Genomic DNA, 18,804 nt, shown 5'->3' with positions numbered 1-18,804 from the left:
CTCCCCGGAACCTGGCGCCGCCACCTCATGCGCCGGCCAACGTGTCTCCGAGGCCGGCCGGCGTGCTGAGGCGCCGCACGTACCAGTCGCGCCGGGTGTCGGTCGGCTGCGCGACCCGTGCGCGCGCCTTGAGGACGTGGTGTCCCGCGGGGCTCGCGACCACCGGCTCGAGGCTCAGCTCCGACACCTCGGGAAGGTCGTCCTTGAGCGCGGCGACCCGCTGCAGGAGGTCCTCGATGGACTTGAGGTCGGCACGAGGTCCGCCGCGGTAGCCGAACAGGAGCGGCGCCGACTTCAGCTCGCGGATCATGCTGGCGACGTCGACGTCGGTGACCGGCGGGATCCGGTACGAGCGGTCCTCGAGCAGGTCTGCAGCCGCGCCCGAGAGCGCGAACGACAGCACCGGCCCGAAGAGCGGGTCCTCGACCGTACGGATCGACATCGGGACGCCGGGAGGTGCCATCTTCTGGACGACGAACATCGCGCGCTCCGGCGGGCCGATGTCGGCGGTCATCACCGCCCACGCCTCACGCATGTCGTCGGCGTCAGCGATGTTGCGCCAGACGTGGGTGAGATCAGGGCGTGCCCGGACCGTGTCGGCGGTCGCCTTGAGCACGACGTTCCATTCGAACTGCTCCCCTGCCGCGATCGCGGCCTCGAGCGTCGGAGCCGGCTCCCAGTCCCACAGGTCGATGCCGTACATGGCGAGCAGCTGGTGCACCTCGTCGTCGGTGAGCCATCCGCCATCGGGGTTGCGAGCGAGCCCGGCGCGGACGAGGTCGCTGGCGGCCGTACGGTCGACGTCGTCGTAGTGGGCGATCACGCCCTGCTCGCTGCCTGCCCATTGCGCATAGCTGACGACGCGCGCCAGTGCGCGTACGGCGGACTCAGGCGCCGAGTACGACGGGACCGAGCCGCGCCCCGCCGCCCCCTCGACGTCGGGGACGCGCAGCAGCTCCGGCACCCCCTCGGTGCCGAGGAAGGTCGAGACGATCGGCTTGTCGGACTGCTCCCCCACGGCAGCGAGCACGTTGGCGACCTCCTCGCCGGAGGTGTTGACCGGCGGGATGTAGACGGCCACGATCGCGTCCACCTCGGGGTTGTCGATCGCAGCGTCGAGGGCGGCCTCGAAGTCGTCGGCACCGGCGCTCGCGCCGAGCGCGATGGGTTCGGCGACGGTGAGTCCGGACGCGGCGGCGGCGTCGGCGACCAGCAGCGCCAGCGCGTCGCTGTTGCCGACCACCGCGACCCGCGGACCGCGCGGCAGCGGCTGGTGGGCGAGCAGCTGCGCGACGTCGAACATCTCGCCGAGCGTGTCGACCTGGATGACGCCCGCCTGACGGAACATCGCGTCGACCGCCGACTGCGGGGCCGTCGTCTTGCGCACGGCATGCCCCACCGGGACGCCCTGAGTCGAGCGACCCGACTTCACGGCCACGATCGGCTTCTTGCGGCCGACGCGCCGGGCGATGCGGGAGAACTTGCGCGGGTTGCCGATCGACTCGAGGTAGAGCAGCACGACCTCGGTCGCGTCGTCCTCCTCCCAGTACTGGAGGAGGTCGTTGCCGGAGACGTCGGCGCGGTTGCCCGCGGAGACGAAGGTGGACAGTCCGAGGCCCCGGCGGTCGACGTTCTCGAGGATCGCGAGACCCAGCGCGCCGGACTGGCAGAAGAACCCGACGCGCCCGCGCGGCGGGATGATCGGCGACAACGACGCGTTGAGGCGTACGCGTGAGGAGGTGTTGATGACCCCCAGGCAGTTCGGCCCGACCAGACGCAACCCGTACGACCGGGCGAGCCCGACCAGACGACGCTGACGCCGGCGTCCCTCCTCGCCGATCTCGGCGAATCCCGAGGAGATCACGACCAGGCCGTGGACGCCCTTGGCGGCGCAGTCGAGCACGACCTCGGGGACCGACTCGGCGGGGACGGCGATGACGGCGAGGTCGACCTCGCCCGGGATGTCCTGGACCTTCTTGTAGGCCGGGAGACCGGAGACCGCCTCCGCCTGCGGGTTCACCGCATAGACGGCGCCGGCGAAGTCGCCCAGCACGAGGTTGCGGATCATGCCCTGGCCGATGGTGTCCTGACGCCGGCTGGCACCGATGACGGCGACACTGCGGGCGTTGAAGAAGCGCTCGATCGAGGCGGCCTCGGCCCGGTGCTCGCGGGACTGCATGACCCCGATCGCGGTCTCGGTCGGGTCGATCGAGAAGACCAGACGCATCACGCCGTCCTCGACGCTGCGCTCGACCTGGTAGCCCTGGTCGCGGAAGACCTGGATCATGCGGACGTTCGCCGGGAGCACGTCGGCCACGAACCGGTGGATGCCCATCTCGCGGCCGGCCTGCGCCAGGTGCTCTAGCAGCAGCTGTCCGAGCCCGCGTCCCTGGTGGTCGTCCTCGACGAGGAACGCGACCTCTGCCTCCCCTTCGCCGACCGCGTCATAGCGCCCGACGGCGATGATGCTGTCGCCGATGGTCACGACGAACGCGACCCGGGTCAAGTAGTCGACCACGGTGAACCGCTTGACGTCTCGGTCGGAGAGGGTCGGGTACGGGGCGAAGAACCGGTAGTACTTCGACTGCTCCGAGACGCGGGAGTAGAAGCGTACGAGCTCGTCGGCGTCCTCGGGGATGATCGGTCGGAGGTGGGCGGTGCCGCCGTCACGGAGCACCACGTCCGCCTCCCAGTGCTCGGGGTAGCGGTCGTCAGGTGCGTCGGATTGCTCGGCCACACCCAGAATCTACCGTCTGCTGCCCGGGTCACGGCGTCGCGACCCAGGGTCGTCGAGACGATGGCCTAGGGTTCTCTGGAGCGCTGACCGAGGCAGCGACCGACGAGAGAGGACGTGCATGGCCCGTCGTACGCCGAGCGCCCCGCCACCGGCCGACTACGAGGAGCACATCCTCGACGTCGACGTGCGCGAGGAGATGCGGTCGAGCTTTCTGGAGTACGCCTACTCGGTCATCTACTCCCGTGCGCTGCCCGATGCCCGCGACGGCCTGAAGCCGGTCCAGCGTCGGATCCTCTACACGATGGACGACATGAACCTGCGGCCCGACCGCGGGACGGTCAAGAGCGCGCGCGTGGTCGGCGAGGTCATGGGCCGCCTCCACCCGCACGGAGACGGGTCGATCTACGACGCGCTCGTCCGGATGGTCCAGCCGTGGTCCCTGCGGCTCCCGCTGGTGCACGGCCAGGGCAACTTCGGCTCTCCCGACGACGGTCCCGCCGCGATGCGCTACACCGAGTGCCGGATGGCGCCGCCGGCGACCGCGATGACCGAGAGCATCGACGAGGACACCGTCGACTTCCGGCCCAACTACGACTCCCGCGAGGAGGAGCCGTCGGTCCTGCCCGCCGCGCTCCCCAACCTCCTCGTCAACGGAGCGTCCGGCATCGCCGTGGGCATGGCGACCAACATGGCGCCGCACAACCTCGTCGAGGTCGTCCAGGCCCTGCGCCACCTGATCAAGAAGCCGGACGCGTCCCTGGACGACCTGATGCGCTTCGTTCCCGGCCCTGACCTCCCGACCGGGGGCAAGATCGTCGGTCTCGAGGGCATCCGAGAGGCCTACGCGACCGGCCGAGGCAAGTTCATGATGCGTGCGTCGGCCCAGATCGAGAGCATCACGCCCCGCCGCAAGGGCATCGTGATCAAGCAGCTCCCCTACAACGTGGGGCCCGAGAAGGTCATCGAGCGGATCAAAACCCTGGTCCAGTCCAAGAAGCTCCAGGGCATCTCCGACCTCAAGAACCTCTCCGAGGCCGACATCAACCTGGTGATCGAGGTCAAGAACGGCTTCAACCCTGACGCGGTGCTCGCTCAGCTCTACAAGATGACGCCGCTGGAGGACTCCTTCGGGATCAACAACGTCGCCCTCGTCGACGGGCAGCCGCGCACTCTCGGGCTCAAGGAGCTCCTGGAGGTGTTCCTCGCCCACCGCCTCGACGTGGTGCGACGCCGCAGCGAGTTCCGCCGCCGCAAGGCCGCCGACCGCCTGCACCTCGTCGAGGGGCTGCTGATCGCGATCCTCGACATCGACGAGGTCATCCAGCTGGTCCGGAGCAGCGACACCCGCAGCGAGGCGCACGAGCGGCTCAAGTCCGTCTTCGACCTCTCCGACGTCCAGGCCTCGTACATCCTCGACCTCCAGCTGGGCCGGCTGACCCGGACGTCACGGATCGAGCTCGAGCGGGAAGCCGACGAGCTCCGAGCGACGATCGAGCAGCTCGACGCGATCCTGGCCGATGAGACGATGCTCAGGGGCCTGGTGTCGGACGAGCTGGGCGAGGTCGCCAAGAAGTACGGCACCCCTCGGCGTACGGTCCTGCTGGAGAGCGCCGGTCAGGCCGTCACGGCCGCCGTTCCGCTCGAGGTCACCGACGACCCCTGCTACGTCCTGCTCTCCGCCACCGGTCTGCTCGCACGCACCACCGACGACACGGTCCCGGAGATCGAGTCCGGGCGCCACCTCCACGACGTCGTCGCCTCGGCCGTCCGTACGACCGCCCGCGGCGAGGTCGGGCTCCTCACCTCGGCGGGCCGCGTCATCAAGCTGTCGGTCATCGACCTCCCCGGTCTTCCCCCCACCGCGGCCGCGCCCAACCTCCAGGGCGGCGTGCCGCTGACGGAGATGACCACGACGGGTCTGGGCCCGGACGAGCGGGTTCTGGCCCTCACGACGTTCGACCCCGAGTCGCCAGGGCTGGCACTCGGCACCCGCAAGGGGATCGTCAAGCGGGTCAAGCCCGACTACCTCGCCAGCAAGGACTCGTGGGACGTCGTGTCGCTCGACGACGGCGACGAGGTCGTCGGTGTCCGCGAGCTCCGGACGGGTGACGAGGAGCTCTGCTTCATCACCACCGACGCCCAGCTCCTGCGCTTCCCCGCGTCCGTGGTGCGACCTCAGGGGCGTACGGGTGGCGGGGTCGCGGGCATCAAGCTCGCCGCGGGGGCGTCGGTGCTGTTCTTCGGAGCCTTCGAGCCGGTCGAGGACGCCCAGGTCGTCACGATCGCGAGCGCCGCAGGGACGATCCCGGGCACCGAGGCCGGGTCGGTGAAGGTGACGCCGTTCGACGCCTACCCCGGCAAGGGGCGCGCGACCGGTGGCGTCCGCTGCCACCGTCTCCTCAAGGGCGAGGCGGCCCTGGTCCTCGCGTGGGCCGGCCGTGGTCCGGCGATGGCCTCCGGCTCGGGCGGCGCGGCAGCCACCCTCCCGGCCGTCGACCCGCGCCGTGACGGGTCCGGCACGCCCGGTGCCCAACCCGTGCTGGCCGTGGGCAGCCCGGTCGCCACCCAGATCGGCTGACGTCAGCCCTCGGCGCCCTTGTGGTGGGCCTCCTGGACGTGCCAGGAGTTGCCGTCCGGGTCGTCGAGGTAGACGTAGGACATGAAGTCACGGTGCTCGGGGTCGACGCCGGGCGCCATGCCGCCGGTCGCGACGTCGAAGTGCTGGATGCCGGAGCTCACGACGCCTCGTCCCTCGAGCTCCGCGTAGGCGGCCTCGATGTCGTCCACGACGAGGTGAAGGCCCTTGGTCGCGCCAGGCTCGGCCCCGTTGAGGCCGACCCCGAACGTGACCGAGCACCCCGAGCCGACAGGCGTGACCTGGACGACCCGGAAGTCGTCGCTCGGCTGATGGTCGACGTCCAGGTGGAAGCCCAGACTCTGGGTGTAGAACTCCTTGGCCCGGTCGACGTCGGTGACTCCCAGGATGATGTTCTCGAGCTTCCAGTCCATCGGCTCGTCCTTCCGGTAGGTCGGTCACGACAGCCGCCTATGCTGACGCCATGCCGAAGTCTGCCAGCCTCGCCCTCCTCCTCTCCACGGTATTCCTGGCAGTAGCGGGGTGCTCCGGGGACGACGGCACGGACGAGCCCGCACGCGATCCCGGCGAGCGGCTCGCTGCCGCTCGTACCGTGCTCGACGACGCCGAGAGCATCAAGCTCGATCTCGCGACCAAGAGCCTTCCGTCGGGCGTCACCGGGCTCCTCGAGGCCAAGGGGACGGGCACCCACGCTCCCGCTTTCGAGGGTGACGTCAAGGTCTCGCTCAAGGGCGTGCCGGTCAACGCCGAGGTGATCTCGGTCGACGGCACCGTGCACGCCAAGACCGGCTTCGCTCCCGACTTCCTGCCGATCGATCCGGCGTCGATCGGCGCGCCCGACCCGGCGACGCTGATGCGGACCGACGGCGGCGTCTCCTCGCTCCTGACCGAGACCGACGACGTCTCGACCGACGGCGAGAGCCGCGACGGTCGAGACGTGCTGACGACCATCAGTGGCACGATCGACGGCGCCGTGGTCCGAGGGCTGATCCCGACGGCTCAGGCCGGAGCGACGTTCGACGCGACCTATCGCCTGACCGACGACGACGTCCTCCGCGACATCACCCTGGAGGGTCCGTTCTACAAGGACGTCGAGCCGGTCACCTACACGGTCGCCGTCACCGCCTCCGACGACGCGGTCGAGATCACCACACCGTGAGCGAGCCGTCCGCGGCCGCGGCACCGGTCGCGAACCCGGCGGCGCGCCTCCTGCTCGCACTCGCCGCGGTCGCGGTCGCGTTCGCCGCCGCCGACACGTACGTCGTCGTGATGGCGTTGCCGGACATGATGACGGCCGGTGGGCTGGGGCTCGACGAGCTGCAGCAGGCAGCGCCGATCGTGTCGGGCTTCCTGCTGGGCTACGTCGCGGTCCTCCCCCTCGTCGGCCGGATCGCGGACATCCGTGGACGACGCCCCGTCCTCGTCGGCTCGCTGGTGCTCTTCGCCGTGGGGTCCGTCGTGACCGCTGCCGCCGACGGGCTCACGGTGATGGTCGTCGGTCGGTTCCTCCAGGGCGTCGGGGGTGGCGGGCTCGTTCCGGCGACACTGGCACTCGTCGCGGACCTGTGGCCCCCGCGCCGGCGTGGTGTCCCGCTCGGCATCGTCGGCGCGGTGCAGGAGCTCGGGAGCGTCCTCGGCCCGCTGTACGGCGCCGCGGTGCTCGCGGTCGGCGACTGGCGCGCGATCTTCTGGTTGAACTGTGCCGTCGCCCTCATGCTGGCTGCGGCGATCGCGGCCTCCGGCCGGATGCTCGCCCTGTCTCGCGAGCGAGAGTCTGACGAGCGAGGGGCGGGCGCCGGCTCGCCGGGCGAGAGAGGGGCGGGCGCCGGGTCGCCGGGCCGCGACGTCCTCGGCGCCGTCCTCGCCGTCCTCGCCGTCACGGGCCTCGCGCTCGCGATCGGCCAGCCCGACCGCGTGCGCAACGACGTCGAGCTCGGGACCCTGCTCCTCCCCCTCGTGGCGGAGTCACGCTGGACGACCCCGGTCGCGCTGGCGACGTACGCACTCGCCGCCGCCTTCGTCGCCCGTCAGCTGACGGCCCGGCGGCCGCTGATCGCGGTACGCACCTGGCCGGCGACGGTCCGCGCCGTCGACCTCGTCGGCGCCGCGCTGCTCGGCGTCGCGCTGGGCTGCGTGATCGTCACGTTCGCCTCGGCCGATCCCGAGCAGAGCGTCGTGTCCCCCAACGCTCCCCTGCTGCTCGGCGCGGCCGCTGTCGCCACCGCGGCCTTCGTCGTTCGACAGCGCACGGCTGCCGCACCCCTCATCCCCCGCCGTACGCTGCGCCAGCGCCCGGCGTGGGGCGCGCTGGTCGTGTCGCTGTTCGTAGGAGCGGCCTTGATCGCCGCCCTCGTGGACGTCCCGTTCTTTGCGCGGCTGACCGAGCACCGCGGCTCCCAGCTGGCCGCCGCCCTCGTGCTCGTCGAGTTCCTGGTGGCGATCCCCGTGGGTGCTGTCGTGGGCGGTTACGCCACCCGCCGGGTCCGCCCGGCGTGGATCGCCGGCGCGGGGATGACGCTCGCATGCGGGTGCTTCGTCGCGATGGCCGGCTGGGACGGTGACGCGCTCGCCCACGTGTCGTCGGCAGTCGTCCTGGCGCTCGCCGGCCTCGGCTTCGGTCTCGCCGTGGCCCCGGTGAACGCCGCGCTGCTCGACGCGACCCCGGACGAGACGCACGGCGTCGCCTCGGCGCTCGTCGTCGTGGCCCGGATGGTCGGCATGCTGGTCGGGATCTCGGTCCTGACGTCCTGGGGGCTGCGGGCCTACTACGACGCGGTGGACCGGATCCCTCCCCTGTCCGAGGTCTGTCCGGGGTCCGCCACCGCGTGCAAGGCCTACAACGCCGAGCTCGTGGACGCCGGCATCGTCCAGCTCAGCACGGTCTTCGCCGGCGCCGCGGTGTGCGCGGGTCTCGCGGCGGTCGCGGCCGTCCTGCTGCTCGACGTGCCTCGACGCCGTACGAAGGACGCCGCAACCAGGGAGCGGCCGTCGGGGTCGTGATCCTCATCACGAGGGCTGCTCCTGATCCACGCTCCTCCGCGACTGGTCGTACGCTCCTGCCCATGAAGGACGACTTCGACGACCTCCTCGCCGCCAACCGCCGGTACGCCGACGCGTTCGACCTGGCTGGGTTCGACGGCGTGGCCCGAGCCGGCATGGCGATCGTGACGTGCATGGACTCGCGCATCGACCCGCTGCGGATGGTCGGCCTCGAGCCAGGTGACGCCAAGATCCTGCGCAACCCGGGAGGGCGTGTCACCGAGCAGGTCCTGGTCGCTCTCGTGCTCGGCGCGAACCTGCTGAAGGTCGACCGCGTGATGGTCGTCGAGCACACCCGGTGCGCGATGGCGAGCGCGTCGGAGTCCGATCTGCAGGCACGGATCGGCGATGCCACCGGCACGGATGCGACGTGGATGTTCCTCGGGGTGATCAACGACCAGCGCGCGGAGCTGGCCGAGTCGGTGCACAAGATCGACTCGCACCCGCTGATCCCGCCGCACGTGAGGGCCGGCGGGTTCCTGTACGACGTCGACACAGGGCTGCTCGAGCAGGTCGTCTGATCGCGGCCACCCCGCGTCACGACGACGTACGCCCGCCTCAGCGCGGGCGTACGGTCGTCCCGCCCCAGGTCTCCGGACGCAGGTCCTCGACGGTCTCGGTGAACAGCCAGCGGTGGCCGGCCAGGTCCTCCGCGGCGTACTGACGTTCGCCGTACTCGAAGGTGATCGGCTCCATCACGATCGTCGCGCCATGCGATCGGGCATGGGCGCAGTGCTCGTCGACCGCATCGACGCGGACCAAGACCTCGTGGGTGACCTCACCGGCGCGAGGGGGCCGTTGGTCGTGGCGGACGTCAGCGACGATCACCGCCCCGTCACCGACGCCGAGCTGCGAGCGATGGTCCTCGCCGATCCGCACGTGCTCCTGGAATCCGAAGGCCGACTCGAGCCACTCGACGGCCGCACGGACGTCGGGATAGACGAGGACCGGGACCACCGTGGCGGCAGGAATCGAGCGATTGCGTCTCATGCGCTCCATGCTGCACCCGGCGTAGGCCCCGAGTCACGCCTTACGCGTCGATGCGGTCCGCGTCCAGCTCGTACGCTCCCTGGACGATGAACTCCTTGCGCGGCGCCACCTCGTTGCCCATGAGCAGCTCGAACACCGCGCTCGCCTCCTCGGCGTCGTCCACCGTGAGACGCCGGAGGGTGCGGCGCCTGGGATCCATCGTCGTCTCCTTGAGCTGGTCGGCGTCCATCTCACCGAGGCCCTTGTAGCGCTGGATCGGGTCCTTCCAGCGCAGGCCCTTCTTGGTGAGCTCGGCGAGCTTCCGCTGGAGCTCGGGGTCGGAGTAGGTGTAGACGTACTTGTCCATCCCCTTCTTGGGGTTCGACAGCTCGATCCGGTGCAGCGGCGGCACCGCGGAGTAGACGCGGCCCTCTTCGACGAGGTCGCGCATGTAGCGGAAGAACAGTGTTGCGAGGAGGCATCGGATGTGGGCGCCGTCCGCATCCGCGTCGGCCATGAAGATGATCCGGCCGTAGCGCGCCTGCTCGGCGTCGAACGTGCGCCCCGACCCTGCGCCGACGACCTGGATGATCGACGAGCACTCGGCGTTCTTGAGCATGTCGGCGATGGAGGACTTCTGGACGTTGAGGATCTTGCCGCGGATCGGCAGCAGCGCCTGGAAGTCCGACGAGCGGGCGGCCTTGGCCGTACCGAGCGCGGAGTCGCCCTCGACGATGAAGAGCTCAGTGCGGTCGTTGTCGTTGCTACGGCAGTCGGCCAACTTGGCCGGGAGCGAGCTGGACTCGAGGGCGCTCTTGCGGCGCTGCGTCTCGCGCTGCTGTCGGGCCATCTCGCGGGTGCGGGCGGCCGCGACGACCTTCTCCATGACGGCGCGCGCCTTGGCCTTGTGAGCGGTCTTGTTGGACGTCAGGAACGCCTTGAGCTCCTCGGAGACCACCTTGGCGACGATCCGGGTGACCGGCGGGGTCCCGAGGACCTCCTTGGTCTGCCCCTCGAACTGGGGCTCGGCCAGCCGGACCGTGATGACGGCCGTCATCCCCTCGAGGATGTCGTCCTTGATGACGTCCTTGTCGTTGGCCTTGAGCTGGCGGTTGGCGCGCAGGACCTCGTTGAAGGTCTTGGTCAGCGCTCGCTCGAACCCGCTCACGTGCGTGCCGCCCTTGGGCGTGGCGATGATGTTGACGTAGGACCTGGTCACCGTCTCGTAGCCGGTCCCCCACCGCAGCGCGATGTCGACGCCGAGGTCGCGCTCGACGTCCTGGGGACTCATGTGGCCCTTGTCGTCGAGCAGCGGAACGGTCTCGGTGAAGTGACCGCTGCCCGACAGCCGCAGCACGTCCGAGACAGCGGGGTCGGGGGCGAGGAACTCGCAGAACTCCGTGATGCCTCCGTCGTGCTTGAACGACTCCTTGAGCGGCGCGTCGCCGCGCTCGTCGCGCAGCACGATCTCGAGACCCGGCACCAGGAACGACGTCTGCCGGGCTCGGGCGACCAGCTCCTCGTACGAGAACTCCGCACCCTTGATGAAGATCTGGTGGTCCGCCCAGTAGCGGACGCGTGTGCCGGTCGTCGCCTTCTTGATGCGCCCGAGCTTGCGCAGTCCGCTTGAGGGCGTGAAGGGCGCGTCGGAACCCTCGCCGTCGAACGAGCCCGGTGCTCCGCGGCGGAACGACATCTCCCAGCGCCCACCGTCCTTGGCGACCTCGACGTCGAGCCGCTCCGACAGCGCGTTGACGACCGAGGCGCCCACGCCGTGGAGACCGCCGGTCGCGACGTACGAGCCGCCGCCGAACTTGCCGCCCGCGTGGAGCTTGGTGAAGACGACCTCGACACCGCTCAGCCCGGTCTTGGTCTCGGTGTCGACGGGGATGCCTCGGCCGTTGTCCTGGACCTCGACGGAGCCGTCGGGATGCAGCACGACCTCGATCCGGTCGCAGAACCCACCGAGCGCCTCGTCCACCGCGTTGTCGATGATCTCCCAGAGGCAGTGCATCAACCCACGGGTGTCGGTCGAGCCGATGTACATCCCTGGCCGCTTGCGGACGGCCTCCAAGCCCTCAAGGACCAGCAGGTTGCGGGCGTTGTACTCGGTGTCGATGACAGGCTCCTTATCCACACGCTCCGGGGTCGTCCGGCGCGTCGGTGCCAAATCTACCCAGCCCGTACGACGCCCTCGGTGCACCGTACGGCCCTCGCGGCGCGGCGTGTCGTACGCCACACCGCAGGTCGCCACGTGGCGTCGTTGCCCGCTGCGGGTACCGTCGAGTTGTCGAGCCATTCGCGAGGTGATCCGCTGCGGGAACACGCGCTCATGGTTGGATGTTGAAGCAGAGGAAGGCACTGAAGCCTTCCGCCCCTGAAGAACCGTTGTTCGGAGAGAAGAGGTCAGACGTGACAGCTACTGTCGCCCCCACCGCTGCCCTCAGCGCCGCTGATCGTTGCGACCGTTGTGGAGCCCAGGCCTACGTCCGTGTTGAGCTCGCCAACGGCTTCGAGCTGCTGTTCTGCGCCCACCACGGCCGCGCGCACGACGCCAAGCTTCGCGAGGTCGCGGCGAACATCCACGACGAGAGCGACAAGCTCACGGCCACCCCGGCGAACGCGCCGGCCGAGGAGCACTGAGCCTCGGCGCCGCCGACGCCTGAACGAGCGTGATGAAGGGGCCCCGTACCTGGTGGTACGGGGCCCTTCTGCGTGTCGGTCAACCTGATGGGCTCCCCGTCACGCTGCGCCTCTCACTGGGCCCAACGCGGTACGACGGCGAGTCCGTCGATCACGATGGACCCGGGCCGCGACGCAGCGATCGAAACCGATCCCCCGCGGCGCGCGGCGTCGTCGAACCGCCACACCTGCCGGAACCGCGTAGGCCCGCGTTCACCGAAGACGAAGTTCACGTTTCCTCGAGGGCGGAGGTGTCCCGCGCCCATGCTGGGCGTCCGCTTGTAGACGACGTAGACGATGGAGCCCGCCTCGACCCCGCGCAACGTCAACCGCCCGCTCTTCGTGAGTCGTGTCGCGACACGGTTGAGGTGGCGCCGGTCGCGCACCTTCTTGGTCACCCCGCTGCGGCGGAGCGCCCGGTCGTCGTAGGGCCGGGACATGCACCCGACGCCGGACCATGCCGAGACTCGCCCAGCGCGGTCGTGCGCCCGTGCCTGCACGCACACGGCCTTCCCCCTGGGGATCGCCAGCCGGACCGACGGAGACTGCCTCCGTGTCAGCGCCCGAGACGTCCGCCATGACCGTGACATCCGTGAGGCGGTCTGCGAGGTCGTCGAGTAGCGGACGTCGTACGAGGCGACTCCCGAGTCGGCATCGAACGCGGACCACCGGAAGGTGTGCGCCGTACGGAGGCTGAAGGACTTCCCGCCGGTCTGGTACGGGCCGTCCGGCGCCGCCTGGTCCAGCATCCACCGTGTCGTGGCGACCGGTGAGACGCGGCCGGCGGCGTCGGTGGCACGGACCCGGAGGGACTGGTCTGAGCCGTGAAGGTGCGGATACCACTCTCTGAGGTTGTGCGGGCTCGTGCACGGCCGGAACTCGTTGGCGCCGTACGCGCACTCGTACATGAGCCACGCGTCGGCCGCGTCGGCATCGGCTCCGGTGAACCGGACCACCTGATCGGGCTTCGTCGTCACCGCGGGAGGGACGGCGGTCAGGCGTACCGACGGCGCACGCGTGTCGGGGAACGAACGCAGGAGGGTCGACCCGTGCATGGTCAGGACTCCATCGGACGCCACGGCGACCGAGGTGCGCGAGGCATCGGCGAGGAATCCCGACGTCATGGACGAGACCACGCGGTGGTGCTCGCTGATGAAGCCCCAGGAGGCGCCACCGGTAGATCGCCTCAGGGAGAGGCCATCACCGCTGGCGACGAGGTTCTCACCGTCCGCAGCGAGGTCGACGACCTGAGTAGCCGACAGCCACGCCAACGAGGCCGCCGGGCTCCACGTCGTTCCGTCGAGGGACGTCCGGACGTCGCCGCGGCGGCGGCTGGCCTCGAGGTGCGACCCAGCAAGAGCGATCCGACCGCTCGGCGTAACCGCGACTCGAGGCACGGCAGCATCGTCGCTCGAGGTGGCGAGGCCGTGCGCGGCCCCCCAGGTGGCGCCCGCGTCGTCGGAGACCCTGACCGACCACGTGCCGCCCCCGGATGCCAACACGACGACCGCCCTCGTGCCCTCGATTCCGACGTCGAGGCTGCCGTTGCTGGTGCCGACGACGACCGGCGTCGACCAGCTCGCACCTGCGTTCTCGGTGCGCATCGACATCACGGTCGAGCCGACGCGGAATGCGAGCACCCCTCGTTCACCCGAGGCCGCGAGGCGCAGGTTCACCGGCCTCTGGGCGACCGCGAGATCGTGGCTCGTGGGCGTCTGGCGGATCCAGCGCTGGACTCGTACGACGTGCGTTCCGGGACCCGCCACCGCCGGAGAAGCGGTGAGCACGGTGGCCGCCGAGACGGCGACCACGGGCGTGCTCGCGGCGTCGTCGACGATCTGCGGCGGCCCGAACGTGCGGCCGGCGTCGCTCGAGACGCGCAGGTAGCTCCGTGACCCGCAGGCACTCCTGGTGCACGGACGCCAGCGCGCCGCGACGACCGTCCCCTCGGCATCAACGTCAACGAGATCGTGGGTCTGCGGCGACCCGTGACCGAGCGCACTCGCGAGGTTCGTCACCGCCCAGCCGGTCTGGGTGCGGATGGGTGCCGGCTCTGCGGCCGCCGTCGTCTCTCCCACGGCGCTTCCTGGCGCGAACGCCAGGGCCCCCGCCACCAGCACCCCGCCGAGCGAGGTCGCCAGGATTGCCGCGAGCCGCGGCCGTCGTCCGATCTTCACGTGACCCTCCAGTCAGGTCACGCCACCGTGACTCTCAGACGTTGTTCTACCGCACCTCGGGGGTCACCTGACAGTGGCGGGGGTAACGATTCGTAACAGCGTTTCAGGGACAGTCCGTACGCCCGAACTCGACGTCGTCGCCGTCCCGGTCCGGAGTGAACCGATAACAGACCCGCTCCACCTCGTCCTGTGGACCGAGCCACCCGTCCGCAACCGTGCGCTCGTACCGGACCACCACGGCCCGGTCGTCCCGGTCGCGGGTGCCCTCGACCGCTGCGACACGCCCGTTGCGGACCCAGGTGCCCAGCTCCTCCCCCGTGTCGGCTCCCCGGAAGAGCCCGAGGTTGAGCCGGTTGCGGTCGAGGTCGGCCGCCTTCCAGTGCCAGGAGTGCTCACAGCCCGCAAGCGCCAGCGCGAGCGGCAGCACCGCCGCTGCCGTACCGCGTCTTCGCATCACCCGTCCGATCCTGTGCCGTCCCCACACCGGACGGCAGCGTCGTCGTACTCAGATCGCTCTGGCACCCTTCCCCCATGGGAACCCTCGGCACCGTCCTCGTCGGCCTCGCAATCCTCGTCGGGCTCGCGGGGATCATCGTCCCGATCCTCCCCGGGTCTTTGCTCATCTGGGCGGCGATCGTCGTCTGGGCGATCGCGGTGGGCGAGCCGACCGGCTGGGCCGTCCTCGGGGTGGCGACGCTCGTGTACGCCGTCGCCCTCGTGGTGCAGTACGCGATCCCGGGCAAGCGGCTGAACCGGGCCGGGGTTCCTGGACGCGCCATGCTCGTGGGCGGCCTGTGCGGGATCGTCGGCTTCTTCGTCGTTCCGGTGCTGGGCCTGTTCCTCGGCTTCGTGCTGGGCGAGTATGTCTTCGAGATGGGGCGGCACCGGACGCACGCCGCTGCCTGGGAGTCGACGAAGCACGCGATGAAGGCGGCCGGCCTGTCGATCCTCATCGAGCTCGCGGGCGGTCTGGTGTCGGCGACGCTGTGGGTCGTCGGCGTCGTGTTGACCTGAGAGTTCCTGACCCGTGGTTGCGGGGTGGCCGCGCTGAGGACGTGCCCGACGCGTGTCAGACCGGCGCTCTACTATCGAACACATGATCGAACACGGGGTTGGAGCGGAGGCCGCTGCGACGCTGCTCGACGCACTCTCCACCCGTGTCGAGCAGGTCGTCGTGCTGACACGTGCCGACCTCTCTCGCACAGACGACCTCGACCGGGCCGCCGGCGCCACGGAGATCGACGTCATCCGTGCGTGCGAGGCGGTGGTACGGATCGCCCAGGGCGTCCAGCACGACGCGGTCTCGGCCCTCGAAGCCCGCCGTTCGGGTGCCGACCCGAGCCAGGACCCGAGTGCTGGCCTGAGCGCTGCGCAGCCGCGGACGCGTTCGCTTCGGGCCGAGGTCGGGATGGCTCGCGGTGTGGGCAACGGCGCCGGTCAGCACAGCCTCGACGTGGCGATCGCGCTTCGTGACCACCCGATGACCCACGCGCTCCTCCGCGACGGAGCCATCAGTGCCTCCGTCGCCGCAGCGGTCTGCGCCGAGACGGCGCCACTCGACCGACGACGGCGTCGGCGCATCGACGAACGAGTCGTCACCACTCTTCCCGGCATGTCCGTCCGCGAGGCCTCCGCGGCGGCGCGGCGCCACGTCCTCGCACTCGACGCAGAGGGCAGCGCGGACCGGGCCGACGCGGCACGAGCAACACGGCACATCCGGCTGCGCCGACTCTCGGACGCGATGGCCGAGCTGACGGTCCGCGCTCCCGCCGAGCAGGTGATCGCCGCATGGCGACGTCTCCGCTCCGACGCCTTCCGGCAGAAGGCCTCGACCGATCCGCGGACGACTCGCCAGATCGCCGCCGACCACGCGATCGAGGCGCTCACCGGTGTTGACGTCGACACACCGGACGGCTCATCGACGCACGCACCGGCGGAGATCGGTCTGTTGATGAGGCCGGAGACCTTGTTCGGCGTCGACGACGCTCCTGGCGTCCTCGACGGCTACGGACCCGTGCCGGCGGCCCTCTGCCGGCGGTTGGCCGGACGAGAGGCGAGCTGGCTCCGCAGGGTCTTCACCGACGACCGCGGCGACCCGCGCGACGCCGACGAGAGACGGCGCCGCTTCCCAGCACGGATCGCGCGGCTGATCCGGACGATCGACGGGCACTGTCTCCGCCCGTTCTGCGACTGCGACGCCACCGACATCGACCACGTCGACCCGCACGGTGCTGGAGGGCTGACGACCGTCGACAACGCGCAGGGACTCTGTCGTCACGACAACCTCGTCAAAGAGGTGCCCGGCTGGAGAGTGCACGCCTCCACGGGGTCCGCGGCGACAGGCGACCGCACTCCCATCCCTGACACGGTCACGTGGACCACGCCGACCGGCCACCACTACGCCGCCCGGCGTCGCCACCGGGTCGACCAGCCATGGCCACACCGGGCCGGGCGAGGGCGCGGCGAGCTGAGCCCGCTCGAGACCCACCTGCGCGATCTCGTCAGCGTCCATCGACCAGACCGGCGGTGAGGGTAGCCGCACCCAGGAGCCGCGACGGCTGGACTCAGGAAAACCTCGACCGCTGGGGCTGTCGACGCTCGTGGTTGTCCCGCCGGCCGAGCCACCACGCCATGACGACGCCCGCGACGGCGCCCATGAGGTGCCCCTCCCAGGAGATGCCGGCCTGACCGGGAAGGATCCCACCGACGATGCCGCCGTACATCACGGCGACCACCACCGCGACGAGCACCGACAGCAGACGGCGTGTCACGATCCCCCACACCACGAGGAACGCCGCGTAGCCGTAGATCAGCCCGCTCGCTCCGATGTGCACCGTGTACGGGGCACCGATCAGCCACGTGCCGAGGCCCCCGAGGAGCACGATCCCGAAGGTGGCCGGCCAGAATCGGGACCGCGCCGTGTAGGCGAGGAGGATCCCGAGCACGACGAACGCCGTCGAGTTGGCGATCAGGTGGTCGAAGCCACCGTGCAGGAACGGAGCGGCCGCGATGCCGTACAGGCCGTCGGTGTCCCGCGGGCGGATGCCGTGCTGGTCGAGGAAGACGCCCGGAAGCGCGTCGAACAGCTCCAGCAACCACATGGCGCCGAGGAGGACGAGCACCGGGATCGCGGGGCCGAGGAACGACCGACGGCCCGGTGTACGCGTCGTGGACATGCCCTCAGCGTATCGGCGTACGACAAGGCAGCTCACGCACGAGCGCCGCGTACGGGATCCGTACGCGGCGCTCGTGAACGCTGCTTGTGACTGCTGAGATATCGCTCAGTCGAGGTAGTCGCGCAGGACCTGCGAACGCGACGGGTGACGCAGCTTGCTCATCGTCTTGGACTCGATCTGACGGATCCGCTCGCGCGTCACGCCATAGACCTTGCCGATCTCGTCGAGCGTCTTGGGTTGGCCGTCGGTCAGGCCGAAGCGCATCGACACCACACCGGCCTCACGCTCGGACAGCGTGTCGAGCACCGCGTGCAGCTGCTCCTGGAGCAGCGTGAACGAGACGGCGTCGGCGGGGACGATCGCCTCGGAGTCCTCGATGAGGTCACCGAACTCCGAGTCGCCGTCCTCGCCGAGAGGCGTGTGGAGGCTGATCGGCTCGCGGCCGTACTTCTGGACCTCGACGACCTTCTCCGGAGTCATGTCGAGCTCCTTGGCGAGCTCCTCCGGCGTAGGCTCGCGACCCAGGTCCTGCAGCATCTGACGCTGGACACGGGCGAGCTTGTTGATGACCTCGACCATGTGGACCGGGATGCGGATGGTGCGCGCCTGGTCGGCCATCGCACGGGTGATCGCCTGGCGGATCCACCACGTCGCGTAGGTCGAGAACTTGAAGCCCTTGGTGTAGTCGAACTTCTCCACCGCACGGATCAGACCGAGGTTGCCCTCCTGGATCAGGTCCAGGAACAGCATGCCGCGGCCGGTGTAGCGCTTGGCCAGCGAGACGACCAGTCGCAGGTTGGCCTCGAGCAGGTGGTTCTTGGCGCGGCGACCGTCCTCGACGATCCACTCGAGCTCCTCGCGCACCGGCTCCGACAGCTTGCCGCCCGAGGCGAGCTTTTCCTCGGAGAACAGGCCGGCCTCGATCCGCTTGGCCAGCTCGACCTCCTGGCCGGCGTTGAGCAGCGAGACCTTGCCGATCTGCTTGAGGTAGTCCTTGACCGGGTCGGCGGTGGCGCCGGCGACGGTGACCTTCTGCTCCGGCTCGTCGGTGTCGTCAGCCGCGGAGATCGTGAAGCCCGACGCCTCGTCCTCCTTGAGGGTGGGGTCGGTCTTGAGGTCCTTCACGAAGACCTCGTCGGGGATGTCCGGCAGAACCTTCTTGCCGTTCTCGTCGACGATGATCGCGCCGGCGGTGATGTCGACCTCGGCGGCGCCCTTGGCCGCGGTCTTCTTCGCCGGCGCCTTCTTGGCCGCCGTCTTCTTGGCGGCCGCGCTCTTGGCCGGTGCCTTCTTGGCCGCCGGAGCCTTCTTGGCAGGCGCGGCCTTCTTGGTCGCGCCCTGCGAGGCCGAAGCCTTCACCGTGGTGCGGGCGGATCCCGCCTCCGCCACGACCGTCTTGCGTGCTCGGCTATCGGGCGCTGAAACCAC

General features: G+C 70.2%; 15 protein-coding genes. 7 read left to right on the top strand and 8 right to left on the bottom strand.

Going from position 1 to position 18,804, the window contains the following annotated elements; genetic code table 11:
• Nucleotides 1–25: 25 nt before the first annotated feature.
• Nucleotides 26–2,737, bottom strand: a complete 2,712-nt coding sequence (locus KV102_RS17970) for a bifunctional GNAT family N-acetyltransferase/acetate--CoA ligase family protein (RefSeq protein WP_220344467.1) — start codon at nt 2,735–2,737, stop codon at nt 26–28.
• Nucleotides 2,738–2,855: 118 nt separating this feature from the next.
• On the opposite strand from KV102_RS17970, the gene KV102_RS17965 reads away from it, so the two are divergent.
• Nucleotides 2,856–5,315: a DNA topoisomerase (ATP-hydrolyzing) subunit A gene (locus KV102_RS17965; protein ID WP_220344466.1), complete on the top strand. Its 2,460-nt coding sequence runs from the start codon at nt 2,856–2,858 to the stop codon at nt 5,313–5,315.
• Nucleotides 5,316–5,317: 2 nt separating this feature from the next.
• Here KV102_RS17965 and KV102_RS17960 read toward each other — a convergent pair whose 3' ends face one another.
• A complete protein-coding gene (locus tag KV102_RS17960; protein ID WP_220344465.1) occupies nt 5,318–5,746 on the bottom strand; it encodes a VOC family protein in 429 nt (142 codons plus the stop codon).
• 50 nt (nt 5,747–5,796) lie between these two features.
• Between KV102_RS17960 and KV102_RS17955 the strand changes: the two genes are divergently transcribed.
• The 3 genes from KV102_RS17955 to KV102_RS17945 all read left to right on the top strand — a co-directional run bounded on the left by KV102_RS17955 (nt 5,797) and on the right by KV102_RS17945 (nt 8,893).
• Nucleotides 5,797–6,492, top strand: a complete 696-nt coding sequence (locus KV102_RS17955; RefSeq protein ID WP_220347091.1) for an LppX_LprAFG lipoprotein — start codon at nt 5,797–5,799, stop codon at nt 6,490–6,492.
• Nucleotides 6,489–8,333, top strand: a complete 1,845-nt coding sequence (locus KV102_RS17950; RefSeq protein WP_220347090.1) for an MFS transporter — start codon at nt 6,489–6,491, stop codon at nt 8,331–8,333. Before KV102_RS17955 ends, KV102_RS17950 begins: the two co-directional genes overlap by 4 nt.
• A gap of 62 nt (nt 8,334–8,395) precedes the next feature.
• Nucleotides 8,396–8,893: a carbonic anhydrase gene (locus KV102_RS17945; protein WP_220347089.1), complete on the top strand. Its 498-nt coding sequence runs from the start codon at nt 8,396–8,398 to the stop codon at nt 8,891–8,893.
• Between the two features lie 37 nt (nt 8,894–8,930).
• Here KV102_RS17945 and KV102_RS17940 read toward each other — a convergent pair whose 3' ends face one another.
• Together KV102_RS17940 and KV102_RS17935 are read right to left on the bottom strand one after the other, a co-directional pair.
• Nucleotides 8,931–9,362, bottom strand: coding sequence for a VOC family protein (locus tag KV102_RS17940; protein WP_220344461.1), 432 nt, complete (start codon nt 9,360–9,362; stop codon nt 8,931–8,933).
• A 40-nt stretch (nt 9,363–9,402) separates the two neighbouring features.
• Nucleotides 9,403–11,478 carry a type IIA DNA topoisomerase subunit B gene (locus tag KV102_RS17935; RefSeq protein WP_220347202.1) on the bottom strand — a complete coding sequence of 692 codons (2,076 nt, stop codon included), beginning with the start codon at nt 11,476–11,478 and terminating at the stop codon, nt 9,403–9,405.
• A gap of 275 nt (nt 11,479–11,753) precedes the next feature.
• Here KV102_RS17935 and KV102_RS17930 point away from each other — a divergent pair, with 275 nt between their 5' ends.
• On the top strand, nt 11,754–11,984 hold the full coding sequence (locus KV102_RS17930; protein WP_220344459.1) for a hypothetical protein: 231 nt from the start codon (nt 11,754–11,756) through the stop codon (nt 11,982–11,984).
• 113 nt (nt 11,985–12,097) lie between these two features.
• On the opposite strand, the gene KV102_RS17925 is transcribed toward KV102_RS17930, so the two are convergent.
• Complete coding sequence (locus KV102_RS17925; protein WP_220347088.1) at nt 12,098–14,200, bottom strand: glycoside hydrolase; 2,103 nt, start codon at nt 14,198–14,200, stop codon at nt 12,098–12,100.
• Between the two features lie 103 nt (nt 14,201–14,303).
• On the bottom strand, nt 14,304–14,657 hold the full coding sequence (locus KV102_RS17920) for a hypothetical protein (protein ID WP_220347087.1): 354 nt from the start codon (nt 14,655–14,657) through the stop codon (nt 14,304–14,306).
• A gap of 74 nt (nt 14,658–14,731) precedes the next feature.
• On the opposite strand from KV102_RS17920, the gene KV102_RS17915 reads away from it, so the two are divergent.
• Nucleotides 14,732–15,214, top strand: coding sequence for a DUF456 domain-containing protein (locus KV102_RS17915; protein WP_220347086.1), 483 nt, complete (start codon nt 14,732–14,734; stop codon nt 15,212–15,214).
• Between the two features lie 82 nt (nt 15,215–15,296).
• On the top strand, nt 15,297–16,730 hold the full coding sequence (locus tag KV102_RS17910; RefSeq protein WP_220347085.1) for an HNH endonuclease: 1,434 nt from the start codon (nt 15,297–15,299) through the stop codon (nt 16,728–16,730).
• Between the two features lie 34 nt (nt 16,731–16,764).
• Here the strand turns inward: KV102_RS17910 and KV102_RS17905 are convergent, their stop codons facing one another.
• Nucleotides 16,765–17,376 (bottom strand): rhomboid family intramembrane serine protease, encoded by a 612-nt coding sequence (locus tag KV102_RS17905; RefSeq protein ID WP_220344454.1) that lies wholly within the window; start codon nt 17,374–17,376, stop codon nt 16,765–16,767.
• 105 nt (nt 17,377–17,481) lie between these two features.
• Nucleotides 17,482–18,804 (bottom strand): RNA polymerase sigma factor, encoded by a 1,323-nt coding sequence (locus tag KV102_RS17900; RefSeq protein WP_301022723.1) that lies wholly within the window; start codon nt 18,802–18,804, stop codon nt 17,482–17,484.

It is taken from the genome of Mumia sp. zg.B53 (assembly GCF_019550935.1).
In the GTDB taxonomy this organism is placed as follows: domain Bacteria; phylum Actinomycetota; class Actinomycetes; order Propionibacteriales; family Nocardioidaceae; genus Mumia.
This window is presented reverse-complemented; position numbering and strand designations above follow the sequence as displayed.

What these genes read in the sequence shown, in the direction of transcription:
- KV102_RS17910 (WP_220347085.1), top strand. Translation starts at nt 15,297, where the DNA reads ATGATCGAACACGGGGTTGGAGCGGAGGCCGCTGCGACGCTGCTCGAC.
- KV102_RS17905 (WP_220344454.1), bottom strand. Translation starts at nt 17,376, where the DNA reads ATGTCCACGACGCGTACACCGGGCCGTCGGTCGTTCCTCGGCCCCGCG.
- KV102_RS17940 (WP_220344461.1), bottom strand. Translation starts at nt 9,362, where the DNA reads ATGAGACGCAATCGCTCGATTCCTGCCGCCACGGTGGTCCCGGTCCTC.
- KV102_RS17960 (WP_220344465.1), bottom strand. Translation starts at nt 5,746, where the DNA reads ATGGACTGGAAGCTCGAGAACATCATCCTGGGAGTCACCGACGTCGAC.
- KV102_RS17945 (WP_220347089.1), top strand. Translation starts at nt 8,396, where the DNA reads ATGAAGGACGACTTCGACGACCTCCTCGCCGCCAACCGCCGGTACGCC.
- KV102_RS17965 (WP_220344466.1), top strand. Translation starts at nt 2,856, where the DNA reads ATGGCCCGTCGTACGCCGAGCGCCCCGCCACCGGCCGACTACGAGGAG.
- KV102_RS17915 (WP_220347086.1), top strand. Translation starts at nt 14,732, where the DNA reads ATGGGAACCCTCGGCACCGTCCTCGTCGGCCTCGCAATCCTCGTCGGG.
- KV102_RS17955 (WP_220347091.1), top strand. Translation starts at nt 5,797, where the DNA reads ATGCCGAAGTCTGCCAGCCTCGCCCTCCTCCTCTCCACGGTATTCCTG.